Raw genomic sequence first — 17,353 nt, 5'->3', positions numbered from 1 at the left:
AGTTGGTTGGCGCCAACTATTATCTTGAAAGCCCAAAGCGTCTCAAAAGTCATCGTTTTGGATCCGCTACAAATACTCCTTTAGCATCAAATACGGCTCCCGCTTCTATCGTAAGATTTTTACTGCCCTGCGCACCCATAGCGGGGGTTAGTTTTACGGCATGGCCTGATTTTATAAGGACATTACTGGATACAGTAGGTATGCAATTACATGACCATGTAGAAGGATTATTCCAGTCTCCGGATTTTACAGAAATAATCGTGCCGCTTAATTGGATTCTGGTTTGGGCATCAAAGGTGACAGGAGCAGGTTCTTCGTTATAGACGCTATCATAAGCGATTGAATAAAACCGATAAGTAGAATCTATTTTTCCTACAAAATTTACGGAGGTAAGTGGAGTTGTTATTAAAAAGGGCTTGTATGGGTGATTATTGACAGAAACCATAATATCGTAAAACTTCACACCTGATTCATTGGCATTATCACTTCCTCCCCAACGAAGAGCAATTGTAGTATCTTGACTGACCGCCGGTAAGCTTTGAATCTGGCTGCTCGGTATTCCTTTGTCCAGTTTATTACTCCAAGGGGGGGTAGGAACTACCTCATTATAATCAAAATAAATATAGGCTTTGTTCGTAATCGTTGTAAGATTGGGTAAATCCTGTTTGGGTTTAATACTAAATGCAAGGCCACCTTCTCCTTCAGGAGGATTTTGATTGGGTGGGAGAAAGCCTAAAAATACATCTTCCGTTAATTCCATTGTCTTTGGATCAAGAGAGGTATAATTTGCTTTCAAAATCCCTGTCGTATCATTGAATCGGGCTTCCATTCTGAGGATGAGATTTTGCGCGGGACGCATATCCCAATCTACAATATGATGTTTTTTACCCGGAGGCACGTAAAAGGTAGTATCAGCTACGTTGAAGTAACCTAACTGAAAGGTAGAAAAATTAAATTTATTTTTATCCAAGGTATCAATTAAAACCACAAATTGCGCAGCAGCGGTAGCAGTATCAAAATTCTCAAAGCGTATGAGGTAGCTGAATGGGTCTTTCCCAGTTACAAATCTTTCGGCCTTTGCCCCAACGGGGCCAAGTTTATCATTGGGGTCTCCGGAACGAATATTTACGGGCTGAATAGGTGCGAAACCTCCGTTTTTGGGATTAGGTTTCATACCATTGCATTTATCCAAAGCGCCAGCGCCAGCACCAATTATATCTTTTAGATTGTTGAATTTATCAATGGCATTAAGTAGGGGACCTACTATTGGAATAAATTTCCCCCCACAACCTGCAACGGCTCCAATAACTGAACCAGTAATGTCAATTATGCCACTTTTGTTAGCAATTTTTTCAGTAGCATCTGCTATTCCTCTTATACACCCAATTACTGGATTTGCTGCGCCTGCCAGTGCTCCAGCTAAATCCGCAAGAGCACCTAAGCATTCGCGTGCTGGCTCAAAAAGCTTAGGATAACTATAATCAGCTGGATTAATTTCATCTAATGTAAAATTAATCCTGGCATTTATAGCATTATCGTTTGGATCTTGAACTGTTGAAAGTGGACTTGACGGATAAGCTGCGATATTGATAAGGTTTGCCCCCGGGCTTTGAATCGTTAAAGGAATTTCAATTAATTCTCCTGCCCTCAATTTTGGGATTGAAAGCCAACCTGCGTATCCTATCAATTCACCATTATTCCCTTTAATTGGAATCCTTGTAAGTGTATCATGCAATATCGTTCCGATGGATGTATTAGTATAAACTTTTACATTAACTTTTAAATCCGCAGGAAAAGTTAGCCAAACAGGGACATTATAGGCATTGTAATCCCCCCGATTTGCTACATATACCTTAACTTTTGCGGGTGCTCCTATTCTGATTTGAGCCGGTGCAACTATTTCAACATGAATATCCGCGGGGATTGCTTCCTCAATTTTAAATCCGTTTGCAATCACTCTTTTATCTCCTGAAGGCGTTGTTATTTCAATATCCCAATCGCCAACTGTCTTATTTCTAAGATTTAAAACAGCCTGCATTCGATAGTTTTCAGGAAAGGTAGTCATAGAATCAGGCACAACGATGGAAGTTTGACCTGTTTTCAATAACCTTATACTGCTGCCTACTTCAATACCATATCCATAAAAATTGACGGTAACACTACCTGCATTACCTCCCGCTTGCGGAAAATAATCAATCGAATTATTAAAGAAGTTTTTTGGGAAAGTAGTGGACATTAAAAAAGGCATTGGAGCTAAACTTCCCGAACCGACAAAAGCATAAAAAAGAGTAGTACCTGCCATGGTCATATCTTCGGGTTCAGGTGCAGGAAAATCCCATGTAGTAACAGAGGTGGTGTATTTGATTGGTTTAAGGAGTTTCTTATTGGTTTCTATCTTTTTATATTCCTGATCTAAATAAACCACATTTTGTCCTGAACTACTTCCACAATAGGTGTCCAGAAAAATGTATTTTTCTTTGGAAATCATTTTTTCAGAACCTTGGCAACTTGGGTAGTAGTAATCGGCTATTATCTTTCCCGTTGAGATATTTATTTTTCCATAATCTGCTGGTTGGGGTGGAGATATATAATTAATATCTCGGTCAATAATTATCTCATTTCCCTGTATAACAAAATTTCGAATATGTTCTTTTTCTGTAATATTTGGTTTCCAATTCGTCAATTCACCCGTATGGCGGTTGATAAATGCTAAATTATACCCTCCTTTACTGGTTGTAAACCGCCCACCGACACATATTAGCTCACCATGCTGCTGTATTTGATTTACTTGCCCAGAAAAAATTGGAAAAATCGGATCCCAAGGAAAAGGGTTTCCGTCTTTATCAATGACGCCAAACCCACTGGTAACAGGTAAACCATTAAGTGAGTGGAATACCCCTTGTAAAAATAATTTACCATCTATTGCAATGATTTTTTTGAGAGAACCAATTCCTGAGACGGTGAATCTTCTTTTTATAAATCCAGTTCGGGCATCATAAGCAATAAAATTGTCTTGTCCATGCACTATCCAAACTAAACTATCGCCCTCAAAAGCAGTAGCTATAGGAGAAGATAGATTGATTGTGTTTTGATTAATGATAGGTTTCCATAATAGTTTACCTAAGTTTGGATCGATTAAGGCTAATTGAGGAGCAAAGCGTAATTTTATCAATTTGAAATCACCCATCATAAAAACTTTTCCGTTTTGTACAACAATATTTTGTACAGAACGGTAGTAGCCGCTTGGGGTTTCATTGTTTTCAAGCTCGTTAAAAGGCTTCCAATCCGTTACTCTAAATCTTGTAGTATCAATCTGGACAGCATTTCTTCTTAGGGTTGTCCCGTCTTGAACATAGCCACACAGATACAGGTGTTTTCCATATAATTTCAACCCTTGTATATTACCAACATAGTATTTTGTAGTGTCAAACTCTATTTGGTTACGAGAATTTGAAGGATAAGAGATGGTTTTAAGCGTTTGCCCATCCGATATATTCATTCGTAAGATTTGAGATCCTAAGTTGCAACAAAACCCCACAAAGCAGTATCCAAATGAACCTTCAGCTGTAATCAATGGAAGCGAAGAGTTGCTGAAATTTCTTTGCCAAATTATGCCGCCTGTAAGAGTATCGGAAGCAAACAAGGAATAAGTATTATTGTTAGGGTTGGTTAAAGCGGAAATGATAAGTGTATTATTTTTATTTGAGGTTATGCTTAAAGGGCCGCACCCATTACAGTTAAAATTAAAATTGTTTAAGGGATTCCAATTAGTAGTTTGTCGGTTATCCAGATTATAACAAAGTGTATTTCGATTAACAGGAGTCCCATTAATACTGTTAATGTATCCTGTCATATATAACTTATTGCCGATTATTGTCATTCCTCCAGTCGCTCGGTCAGAACGGTGAGTTGTGTTAGAATCCCAAATTACATTTCCAGTTTGAGCATCAATCCCTAAGAATTTTTTTCTAAAAACAATTCCTTGATTATCAGCTAAGTCACACCAAGCATAAAGTATATTTTTGTAAAATACAATATTGGAAGCATTAACAATCCGATAAGTAGTTGTATTTGCATTTATTTTGAAAACAGTATCAATAGCGTTATTAGGTAAAATATGAACTATACAGTCAAGTACTTTCACAGTATTCGTAGAATCATAAATAATATACTGCTGTCGGGTATAAAATTCATTTAAGCCGCTTCCCCCTCTATATTGACTTGTATTGGCGATATACCAGCCTCCCTTTCCGTCGGGAACAATTTCTTTATCTCCTTCCGACCTGTTATAATAAGTTAACAAAGGAAAACTCCCTCCTTTGGGATTACCTTCCACAGTATCTACAACAGCAATATTTTGGGCAGGATACCCCAAATAGCGAAAATCCCCAGAAAGCAATAATCCTTGTGTAGGGCTATAATCAAGTGTCTTGACGGGCCCATCAGGCACAAGTTTAGGAATGGTAAACGTCTGTGAAAAAACGAGAACGGTTTTAATAACGAGTAATAAGGTTAAGGTCGGTTTCATTGTTTTTGAAGGGGAGAGGATGTTGATTAAATAATTCAGAAAAGTTGATTTCTTCACTTAAATTTGCTTCGCCTCCTTCTGGATAATGGAATAGGAGCCAGGTAGTGGTCTAACAGTACATAGTTGTTCGTTATCTTTTTGATATGTATTTTATTGATAATGAAAGATTTATGTGCTCTAATAAAGCCAAGTGCTAGAGCTTCGGCTTCATATACAGATAGCGTTTTACTACTTAACCAAACACTACCGTCTAGTAATATTGCTTTGGTATAATTTCGATCACCAGCTAATAAAACTATCTGTTCAGGAGGGAATTGGTATGTCCCTATTTTGAAAAGGGGGCGTTGAGAATTCGGTTGAGTGATCATTAAGATATACTGGGTTGAAATAGTAAACCTTAGACATAATTAGCTCTCTTAAGTAAGAAAACTGTTTAGTAAGGTAGAAAAATAGGGAACATTATTACCAAAAATTTTCTTAAACTCCGTTTGACCCTGCCGAAACCAAGAATTTATCCTCTGAAAAAATAGGAAGCACAAGAAAATTCTTTATTTATTAGATAATTTTACTTGACGTAATAATTCAGAATTAAGTAAATTTCCTGAGATATGAATCGGATCAAGTTCCTAATTTTTCTGGTTTGGCTCTTTTTTTGCCAATGCTCGGCTTCGTACTTAATGGCGCAAAGCACTAAAAACCCCTATGAACGATTGCTCGAAACCAAAAAAGAATACGAAGTCGTTAGGAAAAAAGGGGACTCATTAGAAGTAGCTGAGATGTGCTATATCATGGGGAAACGGTATATTGGTCTTAAAGATTATACCAAAGCACAACAATGGTTCTTAAGAGCACTTCGTATCAGAGAACCTATGGGGTTGTCGGAAGATGTTGGGAAAATATATATACAAATGACCGGGTTCCCCATCTATTCGACACTTTCGGCTACCGCCTTGCACTATAAATATGTAGCCTATCTCAACTTCCGGGCAAGCAAATCACTACGCAGCCAAATGGAAGCCAATAAATTATTAAGTCATTTTCATGTAGAGACTTGGAAACTTAGCCAACCACTCCCTTACTCTAAATCTATAGGCTCATTAGATAGCGCTATTTACTATGCGAATCAGCGTCTCAAAGTGGCAAAAATGATCAATAATCCCCTTGACATTGGAGATGCTTACGGTTTTTTAATCGGCTTATGGAAATTGAAAAACAAACCAGACAAAAGCAGTGAGTATCAGCAAAAAGCACTAGACGTGTACACCAAAGCAAAATTGTTAAATAATATTATGAGCCTTTATGCAGGTATTGGGGAAGATTTATTGAAACAAAACAAGCCTTCATTGGCCAAACCGTGGCTAGATAAGGCATCTTCTTTAGCTGGAAGTGTTTCGAATCCCGCCCTGCATGAACTGTTGACGAATGTGTATGGTAGTTATTATGAACAAACTAAACAATGGGAAAAGGCTTTTGGGTATCAAAAGAAAAGTCAAGAATTGACAATAAAAAACTTTGACAGTCAGGTTAATCAGGCGATTCAAAATTTGATTTTGCTGGATGAACACGAAAAGAAACAAGCGCAGTTTATTGCAGAACAAAAAGAAATGGCGTTGCAGAAAAAACTTAGTATAGTTGTTCTCGCCTTATTCTTGGGGGCAGTTATAGCTGGTATTCTCTTTTATCGGTTATTTATAAAATATCAAAAAATAAGTAAGGTGAATGCCTTGCTTGTTCAAGAGCAAAGTCATCGAACAAAGAATAACTTACAATCCGTTTCGTCTTTATTAAATTTGCAAATTTATCAATTGACTGACCCCGTTGCCATTGAAACCATGGAAGAAAGTTTGATGAGAATAGAAGCCATGTTAATGGCTCACCACCGGTTGTACCAAGGAGATAATTTGGTGGAGATTCATCTTTTACATTACCTTCCAGATTTAATTCAAAGTGTATTAAGGAGTTATCATTTTGATTCAATTCGTCCCATTTATGAAATACAGGATATTGGATTGCATACCGACAAGTCCATTCCGCTGGGACTAATTGTCAACGAACTCACTACCAATGCCTGTAAATACGCCTTTAAGAATAATCCTGCACCTTCACTTATAGTTCGATGTACTTTGAAGGCTGGTATTATTTCATTTACATTTTTAGACAATGGCCCTGGCTTTGTTACTGATCACAAAAAGGGGGAGTTTGGTATGCAACTTATCAGACTTATGACGGATACATTAAACGGTGATGCAACATTCAAACAGGATGGAGGTTGCCGTTTTGATTTGTCTTTTGACTGCACAGTCAAACCAAAAATCACGTCAAAAAGCTAATAGACTTATTGAAATTATGGAACTAGGAACAAATCTCCTTCTCGTAGAAGACGACCCATTTTTTGCCGAAAATATCAAACAAAGCCTTCAAAAAGCAGGGATAACGGTGTTGGGAGCTGCAAAAAATTTAAAAGAAGCTGTCAAAATCATCCAACAAAACTTTGTTGATATTGCCTTGATTGACATCGAATTAGATGGCCCAGAAGACGGAATTACCACGGCTTTGGAGCTATTGAAAATCAACTGGATTCCAATTATTTATATGACTGGACATACACCTCTTGAACTCAGAGAAAGTATAAAAAAGACCCATCCGGCTGCTTTTTTTGAAAAGCCACTGCGGATGAATGAATTAGTAGTACAAATAGAAATAGCGCTTCATAATTTCAACGCAGGTAATCTTCCATCTCCTCAACAAAACCAGCTGGAATATTTATTTCTTCCAGCTGATAAAGGGCACATCGGTGTAAAAATAAAAGAGATTTTATATATTGAAGCAAGCGGTAATTATTCTAGGCTGTATCTCTCCAGAGAATATTTTGGAGACATATATCCACAAAAGACGTATAGCTTCATATTTGTTTCATCACCTATGGGAAACATCCTACGCGAACTTCCATTTTACTTTTACAAACTGTCACGCTCTGTCGTCATTAACTTACACCAACTCTCTAAAATTGAAACAAATAAACTTTTTTTAAAGAATGAAGAGGTTCAAATACCTGAAGGAAAGCACAAATCCTTAATGGAACGGTTAGCAGTGGTTAAAAGTTGACAAAAATCAGAGCTTCAACTTATACGAAACACCAATTAAAAAACGATTCTCTTGGCTACCTTGAAGTCGGTAATCCGTAAAGCCTGAAACATCAATTTTGTTACGTTTATTGATGGCAAACTCAATCCCGCCTTTGTTTCGCATTTGATCAAATCCAACGCCGCCTAGCTGATAAAAAAAGTCGGTCGAAACGTAGGGGGTGAAGCGCGATTTGTTGGGATAAGATACTTCAAATTTGTTACGCACATAGCTTTTGTCGTTTTCGAGGCCGCTGTCGTCGTCCATAAACTGGTTTTGGTACCGCAAACGATAATCAAATTTCAACTTCCAGATTTTACGGTCGTAAGCAATATCGGCATAAAAACGGTGGTAAGGACGGTATTCGTAGCCTGTTTTATCGTCATTTTTCTTCCGACGACCTATAAAACGGTAATATCCGCTTACTTCCCAGCGCTTGTTAAGTTTGTACGACACGCCAGCTTCGCCCAGGTATGCCCGTAAGATGGAAACGTTATCGGTAAAACGGAACTGTGTATTTACACTCACTGAAAGCGATTTGGTGATTTTTTTCTCCACCCCCACGCCCGACCACAAACCAATGTCCGTTGCTTGGGCTTGCCCCAAAAACGGTAAACATACGAAGGCTGCGATTGCTATTTTTTTCATTTTTTTGACGGTTTCCTGTTTTTAGTTTTGCCTCTTGCTCTTTGTTCGTCTTCGAGCGGGTTGTGAGCAACCCTTGTCACGATTTACTCGGTCGGATTGTGAGCCACCCTTAGCACTTGATTTTTTACCGTTCCTTGGTAATAAAAAATCATGATAAGAGCCGAGTCCTTCAAAAAATCCATCGTTTGAATTTCTACGCGGTGAACGGCTAAGCCTGTTCGGGCGCGCAAATCTTCCAATAACTCTTCTTGACGCTCGGGCGTGATGAGCTCGATGCGGTCGTATTGGATGTTTTTGGTCAGCTCTCTTTTGATAAGCAAATTTCCTTCCAAAAGCCACACCACCAATAAAATCATTCCGTTAACAAGCCCTAACTCGTCCCAACTACCTTTGATAATGGCCGAAATCAACCCCACCGAAATCACGATAAACAAGTACGTCATGTCTTTGGCCGACAGTCCCTCGGTACGGTAGCGCAACATTGAGAAGACCGCGAAAAGTCCAAAAGCGGCTCCCATCGACATCTGTACTTTATTGAGAAGGTACGTGATGAGGAAAATCACAAAGTTGAAGCCAAAAAACGTCAAAAATAAGTCGGTACGGCGGTAAATACGGTAATAAATCAGACGTACAAGAATCGTTGTGGTGAGCACATCAACGAGCAGGCGTACAAAAAACTTTTCGGGTAGTTTATTAAACCACTCAAAGGTATCAGGCGTGGTGAGTTCTTGCAGAAAAAGCATGCGCTAGTTTGTGTAAATGATTGAGTTTTGATTTAAACCGATTGTACTTGACGTGGTTGTAAAGGCTGATAATGCCCAGGCAATATTTACTAATTGACCCTTCTCTGAGTTTATACTTTTTCATCAGATCCAGAAAAAACGAGTGCTTGAGCGACTCTTGCTTTACTTCGGCGACGACAACTGGAGCATAATTTTTAACCGTCTTTTCGTTTCGAAACGTCAGGTTTAAATCCAGCGTAAGCCGTTCGGCAGTAGTTCTACTTACAAGGGTCATGCGGGTATAGTCCACCCACAAAACGGGCTGTAAGTCGGTGGCAGCAAACGGCGTCTGCCGTTGTAGGAAACCACAAACATTATCCTCCATCTTTTCGCCAGGAAGTTGTTGTTGGCTCACTCGTGTTTTGATGGTACGCCCTTTATTATTCTTAAATTTAACTTCCGTAAAAATGAGGTTTGACTGCACGTAGTTACGCTGACGAATCTTGTAGCGATTAAGCCTTCCCGACTGATGTTCGTGATAAAGTTGCAAGGAGTCGGTATCAAAATACAACGTTTCATAGTCGGCTAGGCGCAGGCCGTTTACCTCCAAAATACGGTAATGAGGAAGCAAATCGGAGAGAATAACCGAGAACATTCCGAGCGGAATCACAAACTTGGCATCGGTACGGTTCATCAGCTTTACGCTGTCCATTTCGGCCAACGAAATCGCTTCAAACGCCTTGGCTTGCTGTTTGATTCCCTCAAACAATTCCTCAGTCGTCGTAGCGGTATTTTTTAGTCTGAATGAGCTTGCCCTTGCTGTCATAGGTTTTCTTTTCCGATTTGAGGCCACGTCGGTCGGTAACAAAAACCGCACGACTAACCAGTTGATTTTTTGAATTGAATTCTGACTCTTCGACTTTTTCGCCTAGTTCGTTGTATTTATAGACTTCTCGTTTGAGTTGGTGATTGGTCGCATCGAAGGTAATTTCTTGCGTTTTATTATCGAATTTGTCAAAAATCCGCACGATACGTTCTTCCACTTTTCCGTAGTTGTCGTACTTCACTTCTTCGATGACGTTGCCATCTTTGTCAAATTTTTTGTACGAATCATTTCGGGTAACTTCCTTTCCATCAACGACTTCGACGATGGTTTCGGTGGTAGAAACAATGTCGTACTTTTTTACTTCCTTTTTGCTTTGTGCCCAACCAACGGATATGCTCAATAAGGCCACAAAGATGCTACTGTTCGACATATACTTTTTATTTAAGGAAAGTATTAACTGCTTGGTTTCGAGTGACAACGTGTTGTTTGAGTTCAGCCAACGATGCCGTGAATGCGGCCGTATTTGTGAGGTTGGTGTAAGGCGACACCTCTTTTTCAGTACCTGTTACGTAGGGCGTGATAAGCGTTGTGTATTTTTCAAACAACTCGTTCATTTTGGCAGTGGTGAAAACATTATCGGCAAACGAACGCACGTACTGTTTGTATTTGGCGTAATAAACGGGGTCAGCGGCGACGTTGCGAATGAGTGGCCAACCCGTCCCTACTTCGGTCATGGCCAACGACACGGCCGAACGGCTCATTCCTCCGCCCGTTGATGAGCTAGTCATCGACATATTGTGGTCCCACGGAATCCACGTCAATTTGTTCGTCGGCGAGTTGTACAGGTAATAATTGTGCGCCATCGCTCCATACGAATCCCAGTTGACAATGGTGTTGTTGATGGCCAAGTACTTCAAATAATTATCCACGTTGAAGGTTTTTTCGAGATTGGCGCGCCACTGTGCGGCGTTGGTGGTGCGGTCGGTGCTGTTGAGGGCCGTCACAAACGCTTGCACATCGCTGTAATCAGGGGTTGTTTCGTTATTTTTCTTTTCAAATTGTGATTGAACAAACGACTGAAATGTCGATTCTGGCTTGTAAATATTCCCTTTCTTTTCTCCAAACTGGTCTTTTACCATCGTGTCGTCAATGATTTCTACCATGGTATATACGCCACAGTACTTGGCTCCTTCGCCAAAGTTGATATACACTTTATAGAAGGCCGTACGAGCGGTAGCTACTCCTCCCATGCGAAAAATATCGGCCACTACTTTTTCCCGAATAAGTGAGTTATCGGCATACGCGGGTGACATGGAGAGCTCTTTGAAACCGTACAAGCGTTGGTTATCAATCTCTGGATATTTGTCTTCAAATTCATCCAATTTTAGTCGAAAAGGAAGTTTATAAATCCCTGCTCCCCAAATCGAAGAAAGGCTGGAGTTGCCTTTGAGGCGAAGTCCTACTTTGTTCCAGGTTTTACCGTTAAACTTCAATGTAGTTGCTACGTAGATAGGGTCGCCACCAATCAAGTCAAGCGCTCCGCCCCCCGCTGCATTCCCATTTCCACCAGGCATCGTTCCTCCGTTAGGGGGAGTTCCTCCCGCAGGTGCTCCTCCTCCTCCTTGTGTGCTACTACTGCCACGTGCACCAAAAGCAGTTCCCGTCAGGGTCTGCATGTCGGTTTTGATGGCCGTCCAATCGGCCGCCGTCATTGTAATTTCGAGGGTATTAACCTGACTTTGTGGAAAGACAATGTCATAGTTGGGGGTGCCATCGCCACTGTGCGACTCGGTCGTCCAGTCGGGATTGGCCGTTTCGGCAGTACCATCGCCAGGGGACACATCTTGCACTTTGTCCTTACAAGAGGTGACAACAAAGGCCATGAGTACCACAAAGAGCGTGGAACGAACAATTTTCATAAAGGTGTCAGAATATGAGTTTAGAGGCATCGGTATCAATGAGGTTTACGTTAAAAGAAATAGTTACGTTGCAAGAGGACTAGGGCTTTTGTAAAAACGCTGCTACTTTTTGCGTTTGAGATACGACGTGTTCATTGAGTTGTTCGAGCGAACGACCAAAACTAGCCGTATCCCGTAGCTGAGAATAAGGTTTTGCCTCCTTGCCTTCCACATAAGGTGCAATAAGACGATGCTGACGTTCCAATAACTTTTTCATGTTGGTAGTTGTAAATAGATGTTGGGTAAACGCTTTGACGTAATTTTTGTATTGCGTCAAATAGACGGGATCATCGGCTAGGTAGCGAATCAGTGGCCATTGCTTGCTGACGGTCGAAAGGTCGAGGGAAACATTCCCGCCAAATCCACCTTTGTTGCCTCCCATCGGTGGTGGCGGTGGAAAGAACCCTTCTGAAGGGCCACTACTACTTTCGCTGGGACGTTTTTCATTGCGCGCCATTGCAGCAGGAGGCATTCCACCACCACGGCTCGAAAATGCCTCGTTGTTGTCCCACGGAATCCACGTCAGTTTTTTAGTGGGCGAATTGTACAGGTAAAAGTTGTGCGCCATGGCTCCGTAGGTATCCCAGTTGCCAATGACGTTGTTGATGGCCAAGTATTTTAAAAAATGAGGAACATTGAAGGTAGCTTCCAAATGCGCTCGCCACTGGGCAGGCTGTGTAAGCCGAGTAGAATCATTTAGCGCCTTGATGAACGACTGAACGTCTGAGTAATCTGCTTTTTTCTTGTTATTTTTCTTTTCAAACTGAACCGCCGTAAACTTCTGAAACGTAGATTCGGGTTTGTAAATATTTCCTTTGGTATCTCCAAACTGAGTACCAACCATCGTGTCGTCGATTACCTCAACCATGGTATAAACCCCACAGTATTTCAAGCCTTCTCCAAAATTGATAAATACGCGATAGAAAGCCGTTTGGGCGGCGGGAATGCCTGCTTGACGGAATAAATCAGCGGCCACTTTTTCGTGTAAAAGTGAAGGGTCGTTGGCCGCAGGTGACATCGACAACTCATGAAAGCCGTAAAATGAGGGTTTCGCTGTCCCTTTAGGTGCAAATTCATCAAACGATAATCGGAAAGGCAATTTGTAAATCCCTTGTCCCCAAGACATCATTAGGGTCGAATTGCCTTTGAGGCGAAAACCTACCGAATTCCACGTTTTTCCGTTAAACTTCAACGAAGCTACCACATAATTGGGCTCGCTTTGGCCAAAAGAAGCAGGACCTCCGCCCATCGAACCTCCCTCCCGCATGGCAGCTGCAGAAGCCCCATTTCTAGGCATCGGTCCTGGAAATCGACTTCCTTTTCCAAATTCATTCCCAAATTTCTTTTTCATATCTATTTGTATGCTATCCCAAGTGGCTTGGGTAAGCGTGATTTCTAGCGTATTCACGCGATTTTGAGGAAAGACTACCTCGTAATTGGGTCGGCGTGACTTACTTTTTGGGGTAGAAGTGTTGTTTTGGCTCATGCTTTCGACGGAAATCCAACAGAGCAAGCTGAGCAAAAAAAGATAAGGTGTGCGTTTCATCGGTTATGGCGGTTTTAAAGTTGATTACCGCCAATGAACGCAAGATGTGGCAGCTCTTGCCGTATGTGCCTACAAATACTGGATATGTGTAGAAGAATGTTAAGAAATTGTTAAGTTTGGCAAAGGCTCTACACAAACCGCTGATAAATAGACACATTGCAACGAAGGTGGGTAAAAAAATGTATAGCTAGGAAAAGGATTTTATGAAGTATTTAGAACGATATAACGGGTGGCTGCACCTCATTGGCTGGGTAGTTTACATCGCCTCTCCGTTGCTATTTTTTTCCTTTTCAAACACCTGGTTTCCGCCAAATTTTGGCAGTTTTTTGCTGAGTAAGCTGGCAGGTGATGCCTTGTTGATTGCCTTTTTTTACCTCAATCTCCAACGCTTAATCCCGAATCTGCTGTCTAAAAAGAATGTGATTGCGTACGTGGGGGCAGTGGCAGGAGCATTGTTGATTTATTTGATTGCCAACGATTTGCTGATGCAGTGGTGGCGAATGAGCCGCCCCCCGATGCTTGGGCAAGTACCTCCGCCGATGCCACCACCCTCGGGCAGAATGCCCGTTCGGCCTCCTTTTGGGGCGATAGGGCCTCCTCAAATCACCGCTTTTTTATCGTTTTGTTTGATTACGTTGGCCAGCTCGATGATTGCCTTGGTGCGTGACCGTTTGCGCGAACGCGAAGAAAAACAACAGATTCAATTGGAAAAAATAGCCGCCGAATTGGCCGTGTTGAAACTTCAAATCAGCCCACATTTTTTGTTTAATACGCTCAACAACATTCGCTGGTTGACACGCCAAAAGTCGGATAATGCCGAAGAAGCAGTGGTGAAACTGTCGCAGTTGCTGCGGTACGTGATTTATCAGGCCAACCACGAACGCGTGCCATTAGCGCAAGAAATTGAGCATTTGCAGCATTTTATTGACCTCCAAAAAATGCGACTGACCGAGCAAAACTCCGTTTCGTTTGTACACGAAGGAGCGATTGAAAGGTATCAAATTGAGCCTTTATTGTTTTTGCCTTTTGTCGAAAATGCGTTTAAATACGGCTTGCACAGTCAACAAAAAAGTGACATCGTGATTGGCTTTCGGGTGGGAGAAAACCACTTGTTGTTTTTTGCCGAAAACCCCATTTTTGAAAATAACCTACCCAAGGAAGGTGCGTCGGGATTGGGGATAAAAAATGTGGAACGCCGCCTGGCCCTGCATTATCCACAGCGGCACGAATTGCATATTTACACCAACGCCACTACATTTCGGGTGGAATTATCCCTTGAACTAGCCCCATGACGCAGTTACGTTGCATAGCCATTGACGACGAGCCGTTTGCTTTGGCGATTTTGGCCGATGACCTTCGTCGGTTTCCGTACTTGGATCTACAAGCTACTTTTTCAAATGCCTTCGATGCTGATTTGTGGCTTAAAACCCATTCAGTGGACCTCATTTTTCTGGATATTCAGATGCCTACGTTGACAGGAACGCAATTTTTACGCGGACTTTCACAACCGCCAATGGTGATTTTTACGACGGCCTATGAGCAGTATGCTTTGGAGGGTTTTGAACTAAATGTCGTGGATTATTTACTCAAACCGATTCCGTTTGGACGTTTTGAAAAAGCAGTATTTCGGGCCAAAGAATTGTTTGAATTGCGTCAGAAAGAGGAGACGCCAGCGGTTGCGGAACGTGGTTTTTTCTTTGTTTTTTCGGAATACAAAGAAATCAAGATTTATTTCGATGAAGTAAATTACGTGGAAGGGCTCAAAGACTACGTCAAAATATACACCACGCAGCAACCGAAACCCATTCTGACGCGCCTGAACCTAAAAGCCATGGAAGCCAAACTGCCCGAAGAGCAGTTTGGGCGTATTCACAATTCGTTTATTGTCGCTTTTGAACGGATAACGGCAGTTCAGAGGGCCAAAGTCCACTTAGGTAATGTCGAAATTCCGATTGGAAACCGCTACCTAGTTGAGTTTGAGCAAAAGTACCGAAAACTACCGAGCGAGTAAGAAAGTCCCGATTTTAACAAAATTTTTACCAAGCAAATCACTTACTTCAATCCGATACACGTAAGACCCTTCGGGTGCGGGCTGTCCATTGAGTTTTCCGTCCCACCCTTTTTTTATCGCGTCATCGGATTCAAAAAGCACTTCGCCCCATCGGTTATAGACAATCAGTCTTGAAGTATTGACAAATTGCCCTTGCATCGCAAAAAAGTCGTTGACATTGTCTTGGTTAGGAGAAAACGCATCGGGAATGAAGACAAGAGCATTGCGGACAAAGACGTAAGGGTTGGAATAACTTATTAACCCCGAAGACCCTTGTGGATAAGCAAGTATTCGGTATCTAAACTGCTGTTGGTCAGGATTATAAGTGTCAGGGTCGAAGCTAGAGTTTCCTCCCAAACGAACTTGGTCAACAAGAACCCCTTGCTCGTTCAATATCTCTAAAGCGTAGTAGCCAACCGGAAACAAGAATGGAGAATCAATGGTCCAGTCAACGGTTGAGCTGGTTTTGGAATATAAGTGAATTGAACAAACGGGGTCGCTTGGTTCGGAGCGATTTCCGCAACTGTTTTCGTATTGAACTTTATAGCAGTACGATTGAGCATTGGGGTTGGCGGTGGGGTCAATAAATGTCAATTGGTTATTGGCAACCCCCACCTCTTGGTAGTTGTTGCTGCCATTGTCGGCGCGTAAAAAAATGGTTTTGAATCGAGAAGGACTAGCTCCCGACGCTGGTGGATTGGTAATACGTACTTCTACTTTTTGTTCTTCTTCGAGTACCGAAGCCACAACGTTGGTAATTTTTGATGGAACATCGCTAGAAATGGCTTGAACACAGCGCAGTTGCGAAACCGATTCAACGCCTCCCGCCAATGTCACCGTGACTTGATAACAATACTGATTTCCGCAGGTCACGTTGCGGTCAGTTTGGGTTGTTGTGGTACGATTCGTGACCACTGGGCTAGGGGTTCCGTTGAGATTGACGCGGTAATTTTGAAATGAGGCCGCGTGCGGATATTCTTTCCAAGTGAGTACGTTTTGTTGGTTTTGAGCTACAACATCTAAGCTCGTGGCACAGACTACGCTGGAGGTAGTGGTGGTATTGTCGCAGACGTCGCTGGTACTTAGGCGAAAACAATAAGCGTTTTGGGCGGCGTTGATGGCGCGAATCGTCACCGTGGTGGTATCGTTGGTGGTCGCGCTTTGGCCCGTGTTTTTAAACGTTCCCGTCGCGCCTTCGTCGATTTGAATGTCGGCTTTGATGCCTGCGCTACCTTTGACAAGCACATCCACCGTGCCGTCGGGGCGAGTGGTTACTTTGCGGATGGATACGCCCGTTGCAGTAGAAGTATTCAGAACTACACTCGTATCTTTTTTGCAGGTAAGCGGAATATTGCCAGGGGCAGTACCCGTTACCGAAATGGTTGCGGCATTGGCAGTAGCAGGGTAAGCATAAGAAATAACGTAAGGGCTATTGGCTTTGGAGACAGGAATAAAAATACCCCCTCCAAAATTAACCAAAAAAGATTCATAACCTTTGGTGGTAGAATCGTCGGCGATTGTGACTACCACTTTGCGCCCACTACAGACTTGTACTTTATAATTGGGCGCTGTGACAGCTTCTACTACGCGGCAGGCGATGGCTCCTGTGCCCCCCGTGCTTACAAGCTGGAGAATGGTATATTTGCCAAGTTTAGTATAGCGATGTGACGTGGTGGCAGTAGCTGCATAAGGCGCTTTGGTAGGGTCGCCACCTTTGTAGTCATAAATGTATTGGGCATTTTCTCCCACCGTTTTTTCTACATTAACATCAAATAAAAGACAACCAACAGACGAGCCTTTTACGATAAATCCGCCATTGCCAATTGCAGCGTTTCGTTGAGCAGGGTCACAATAATCTTGCCCCAAGACGGCTAGGCTTACCAAAAAGAAAAAAAGTACAAGAGATGATTTCATAGATTTATGATTTCCGATTTCCTTCTCCCCAAAGAACG

At 41.9% G+C, this 17,353-nt stretch carries 13 protein-coding genes; 4 read left to right on the top strand and 9 right to left on the bottom strand.

Annotated features, from left to right (window positions below):
* Positions 1 to 49 precede the first annotated feature (49 nt).
* Positions 50 to 4,528, bottom strand: a complete 4,479-nt coding sequence (locus tag FHS57_RS14495; RefSeq protein WP_183974773.1) for a DUF7619 domain-containing protein — start codon at positions 4,526 to 4,528, stop codon at positions 50 to 52.
* Positions 4,529 to 4,581: 53 nt separating this feature from the next.
* Positions 4,582 to 4,896, bottom strand: coding sequence for a LytTR family transcriptional regulator DNA-binding domain-containing protein (locus FHS57_RS32180; protein WP_183974771.1), 315 nt, complete (start codon positions 4,894 to 4,896; stop codon positions 4,582 to 4,584).
* A gap of 342 nt (positions 4,897 to 5,238) precedes the next feature.
* Between FHS57_RS32180 and FHS57_RS14485 the strand changes: the two genes are divergently transcribed.
* Entirely contained in the window at positions 5,239 to 6,858 is a 1,620-nt protein-coding gene (locus FHS57_RS14485) for a sensor histidine kinase (protein ID WP_183974769.1), read from the top strand.
* 16 nt (positions 6,859 to 6,874) lie between these two features.
* Positions 6,875 to 7,633: a response regulator transcription factor gene (locus FHS57_RS14480; RefSeq protein ID WP_183974767.1), complete on the top strand. Its 759-nt coding sequence runs from the start codon at positions 6,875 to 6,877 to the stop codon at positions 7,631 to 7,633.
* A 6-nt stretch (positions 7,634 to 7,639) separates the two neighbouring features.
* Here FHS57_RS14480 and FHS57_RS14475 read toward each other — a convergent pair whose 3' ends face one another.
* From FHS57_RS14475 to FHS57_RS14450, 6 genes are all read right to left on the bottom strand, one after another.
* Complete coding sequence (locus FHS57_RS14475) at positions 7,640 to 8,299, bottom strand: DUF2490 domain-containing protein (RefSeq protein ID WP_183974765.1); 660 nt, start codon at positions 8,297 to 8,299, stop codon at positions 7,640 to 7,642.
* A gap of 83 nt (positions 8,300 to 8,382) precedes the next feature.
* Entirely contained in the window at positions 8,383 to 9,042 is a 660-nt protein-coding gene (locus FHS57_RS14470; protein ID WP_183974763.1) for a DUF4956 domain-containing protein, read from the bottom strand.
* Positions 9,011 to 9,847, bottom strand: coding sequence for a polyphosphate polymerase domain-containing protein (locus FHS57_RS14465; protein WP_183974761.1), 837 nt, complete (start codon positions 9,845 to 9,847; stop codon positions 9,011 to 9,013). The genes FHS57_RS14470 and FHS57_RS14465 overlap by 32 nt, the downstream gene beginning before the upstream one ends.
* The gene (locus FHS57_RS14460; RefSeq protein ID WP_183974759.1) at positions 9,795 to 10,277 is read right to left on the bottom strand and encodes a hypothetical protein; all 483 of its coding nucleotides are present in this window, start codon (positions 10,275 to 10,277) and stop codon (positions 9,795 to 9,797) included. Before FHS57_RS14460 ends, FHS57_RS14465 begins: the two co-directional genes overlap by 53 nt.
* 7 nt (positions 10,278 to 10,284) lie before the next feature.
* Positions 10,285 to 11,766 carry a CotH kinase family protein gene (locus tag FHS57_RS14455; RefSeq protein WP_183974757.1) on the bottom strand — a complete coding sequence of 494 codons (1,482 nt, stop codon included), beginning with the start codon at positions 11,764 to 11,766 and terminating at the stop codon, positions 10,285 to 10,287.
* Positions 11,767 to 11,845: 79 nt separating this feature from the next.
* The gene (locus FHS57_RS14450; protein WP_183974755.1) at positions 11,846 to 13,351 is read right to left on the bottom strand and encodes a CotH kinase family protein; all 1,506 of its coding nucleotides are present in this window, start codon (positions 13,349 to 13,351) and stop codon (positions 11,846 to 11,848) included.
* A 203-nt stretch (positions 13,352 to 13,554) separates the two neighbouring features.
* On the opposite strand from FHS57_RS14450, the gene FHS57_RS14445 reads away from it, so the two are divergent.
* Positions 13,555 to 14,643 carry a sensor histidine kinase gene (locus FHS57_RS14445; RefSeq protein ID WP_183974746.1) on the top strand — a complete coding sequence of 363 codons (1,089 nt, stop codon included), beginning with the start codon at positions 13,555 to 13,557 and terminating at the stop codon, positions 14,641 to 14,643.
* On the top strand, positions 14,640 to 15,362 hold the full coding sequence (locus FHS57_RS14440) for a LytR/AlgR family response regulator transcription factor (RefSeq protein WP_183974744.1): 723 nt from the start codon (positions 14,640 to 14,642) through the stop codon (positions 15,360 to 15,362). The genes FHS57_RS14445 and FHS57_RS14440 overlap by 4 nt, the downstream gene beginning before the upstream one ends.
* Here FHS57_RS14440 and FHS57_RS14435 read toward each other — a convergent pair.
* Positions 15,348 to 17,315: a T9SS type B sorting domain-containing protein gene (locus tag FHS57_RS14435; protein WP_183974743.1), complete on the bottom strand. Its 1,968-nt coding sequence runs from the start codon at positions 17,313 to 17,315 to the stop codon at positions 15,348 to 15,350. The genes FHS57_RS14440 and FHS57_RS14435 overlap by 15 nt on opposite strands.
* Positions 17,316 to 17,353: the final 38 nt, after the last annotated feature.

Origin of the sequence: Runella defluvii, from assembly GCF_014195535.1 — a bacterium.
GTDB lineage: Bacteria > Bacteroidota > Bacteroidia > Cytophagales > Spirosomataceae > Runella > Runella defluvii.
Note: the sequence above shows the minus strand (reverse complement) of the source record. Positions and strands in the feature narration are given on the sequence as shown.

Coding starts and splice junctions, on each gene's coding strand:
- FHS57_RS14495 (WP_183974773.1), bottom strand. CDS start 4,528: ATGAAACCGACCTTAACCTTATTACTCGTTATTAAAACCGTTCTCGTT.
- FHS57_RS32180 (WP_183974771.1), bottom strand. CDS start 4,896: ATGATCACTCAACCGAATTCTCAACGCCCCCTTTTCAAAATAGGGACA.
- FHS57_RS14480 (WP_183974767.1), top strand. CDS start 6,875: ATGGAACTAGGAACAAATCTCCTTCTCGTAGAAGACGACCCATTTTTT.
- FHS57_RS14475 (WP_183974765.1), bottom strand. CDS start 8,299: ATGAAAAAAATAGCAATCGCAGCCTTCGTATGTTTACCGTTTTTGGGG.
- FHS57_RS14470 (WP_183974763.1), bottom strand. CDS start 9,042: ATGCTTTTTCTGCAAGAACTCACCACGCCTGATACCTTTGAGTGGTTT.
- FHS57_RS14465 (WP_183974761.1), bottom strand. CDS start 9,847: ATGACAGCAAGGGCAAGCTCATTCAGACTAAAAAATACCGCTACGACG.
- FHS57_RS14460 (WP_183974759.1), bottom strand. CDS start 10,277: ATGTCGAACAGTAGCATCTTTGTGGCCTTATTGAGCATATCCGTTGGT.
- FHS57_RS14455 (WP_183974757.1), bottom strand. CDS start 11,766: ATGAAAATTGTTCGTTCCACGCTCTTTGTGGTACTCATGGCCTTTGTT.
- FHS57_RS14450 (WP_183974755.1), bottom strand. CDS start 13,351: ATGAAACGCACACCTTATCTTTTTTTGCTCAGCTTGCTCTGTTGGATT.
- FHS57_RS14445 (WP_183974746.1), top strand. CDS start 13,555: ATGAAGTATTTAGAACGATATAACGGGTGGCTGCACCTCATTGGCTGG.
- FHS57_RS14440 (WP_183974744.1), top strand. CDS start 14,640: ATGACGCAGTTACGTTGCATAGCCATTGACGACGAGCCGTTTGCTTTG.
- FHS57_RS14435 (WP_183974743.1), bottom strand. CDS start 17,315: ATGAAATCATCTCTTGTACTTTTTTTCTTTTTGGTAAGCCTAGCCGTC.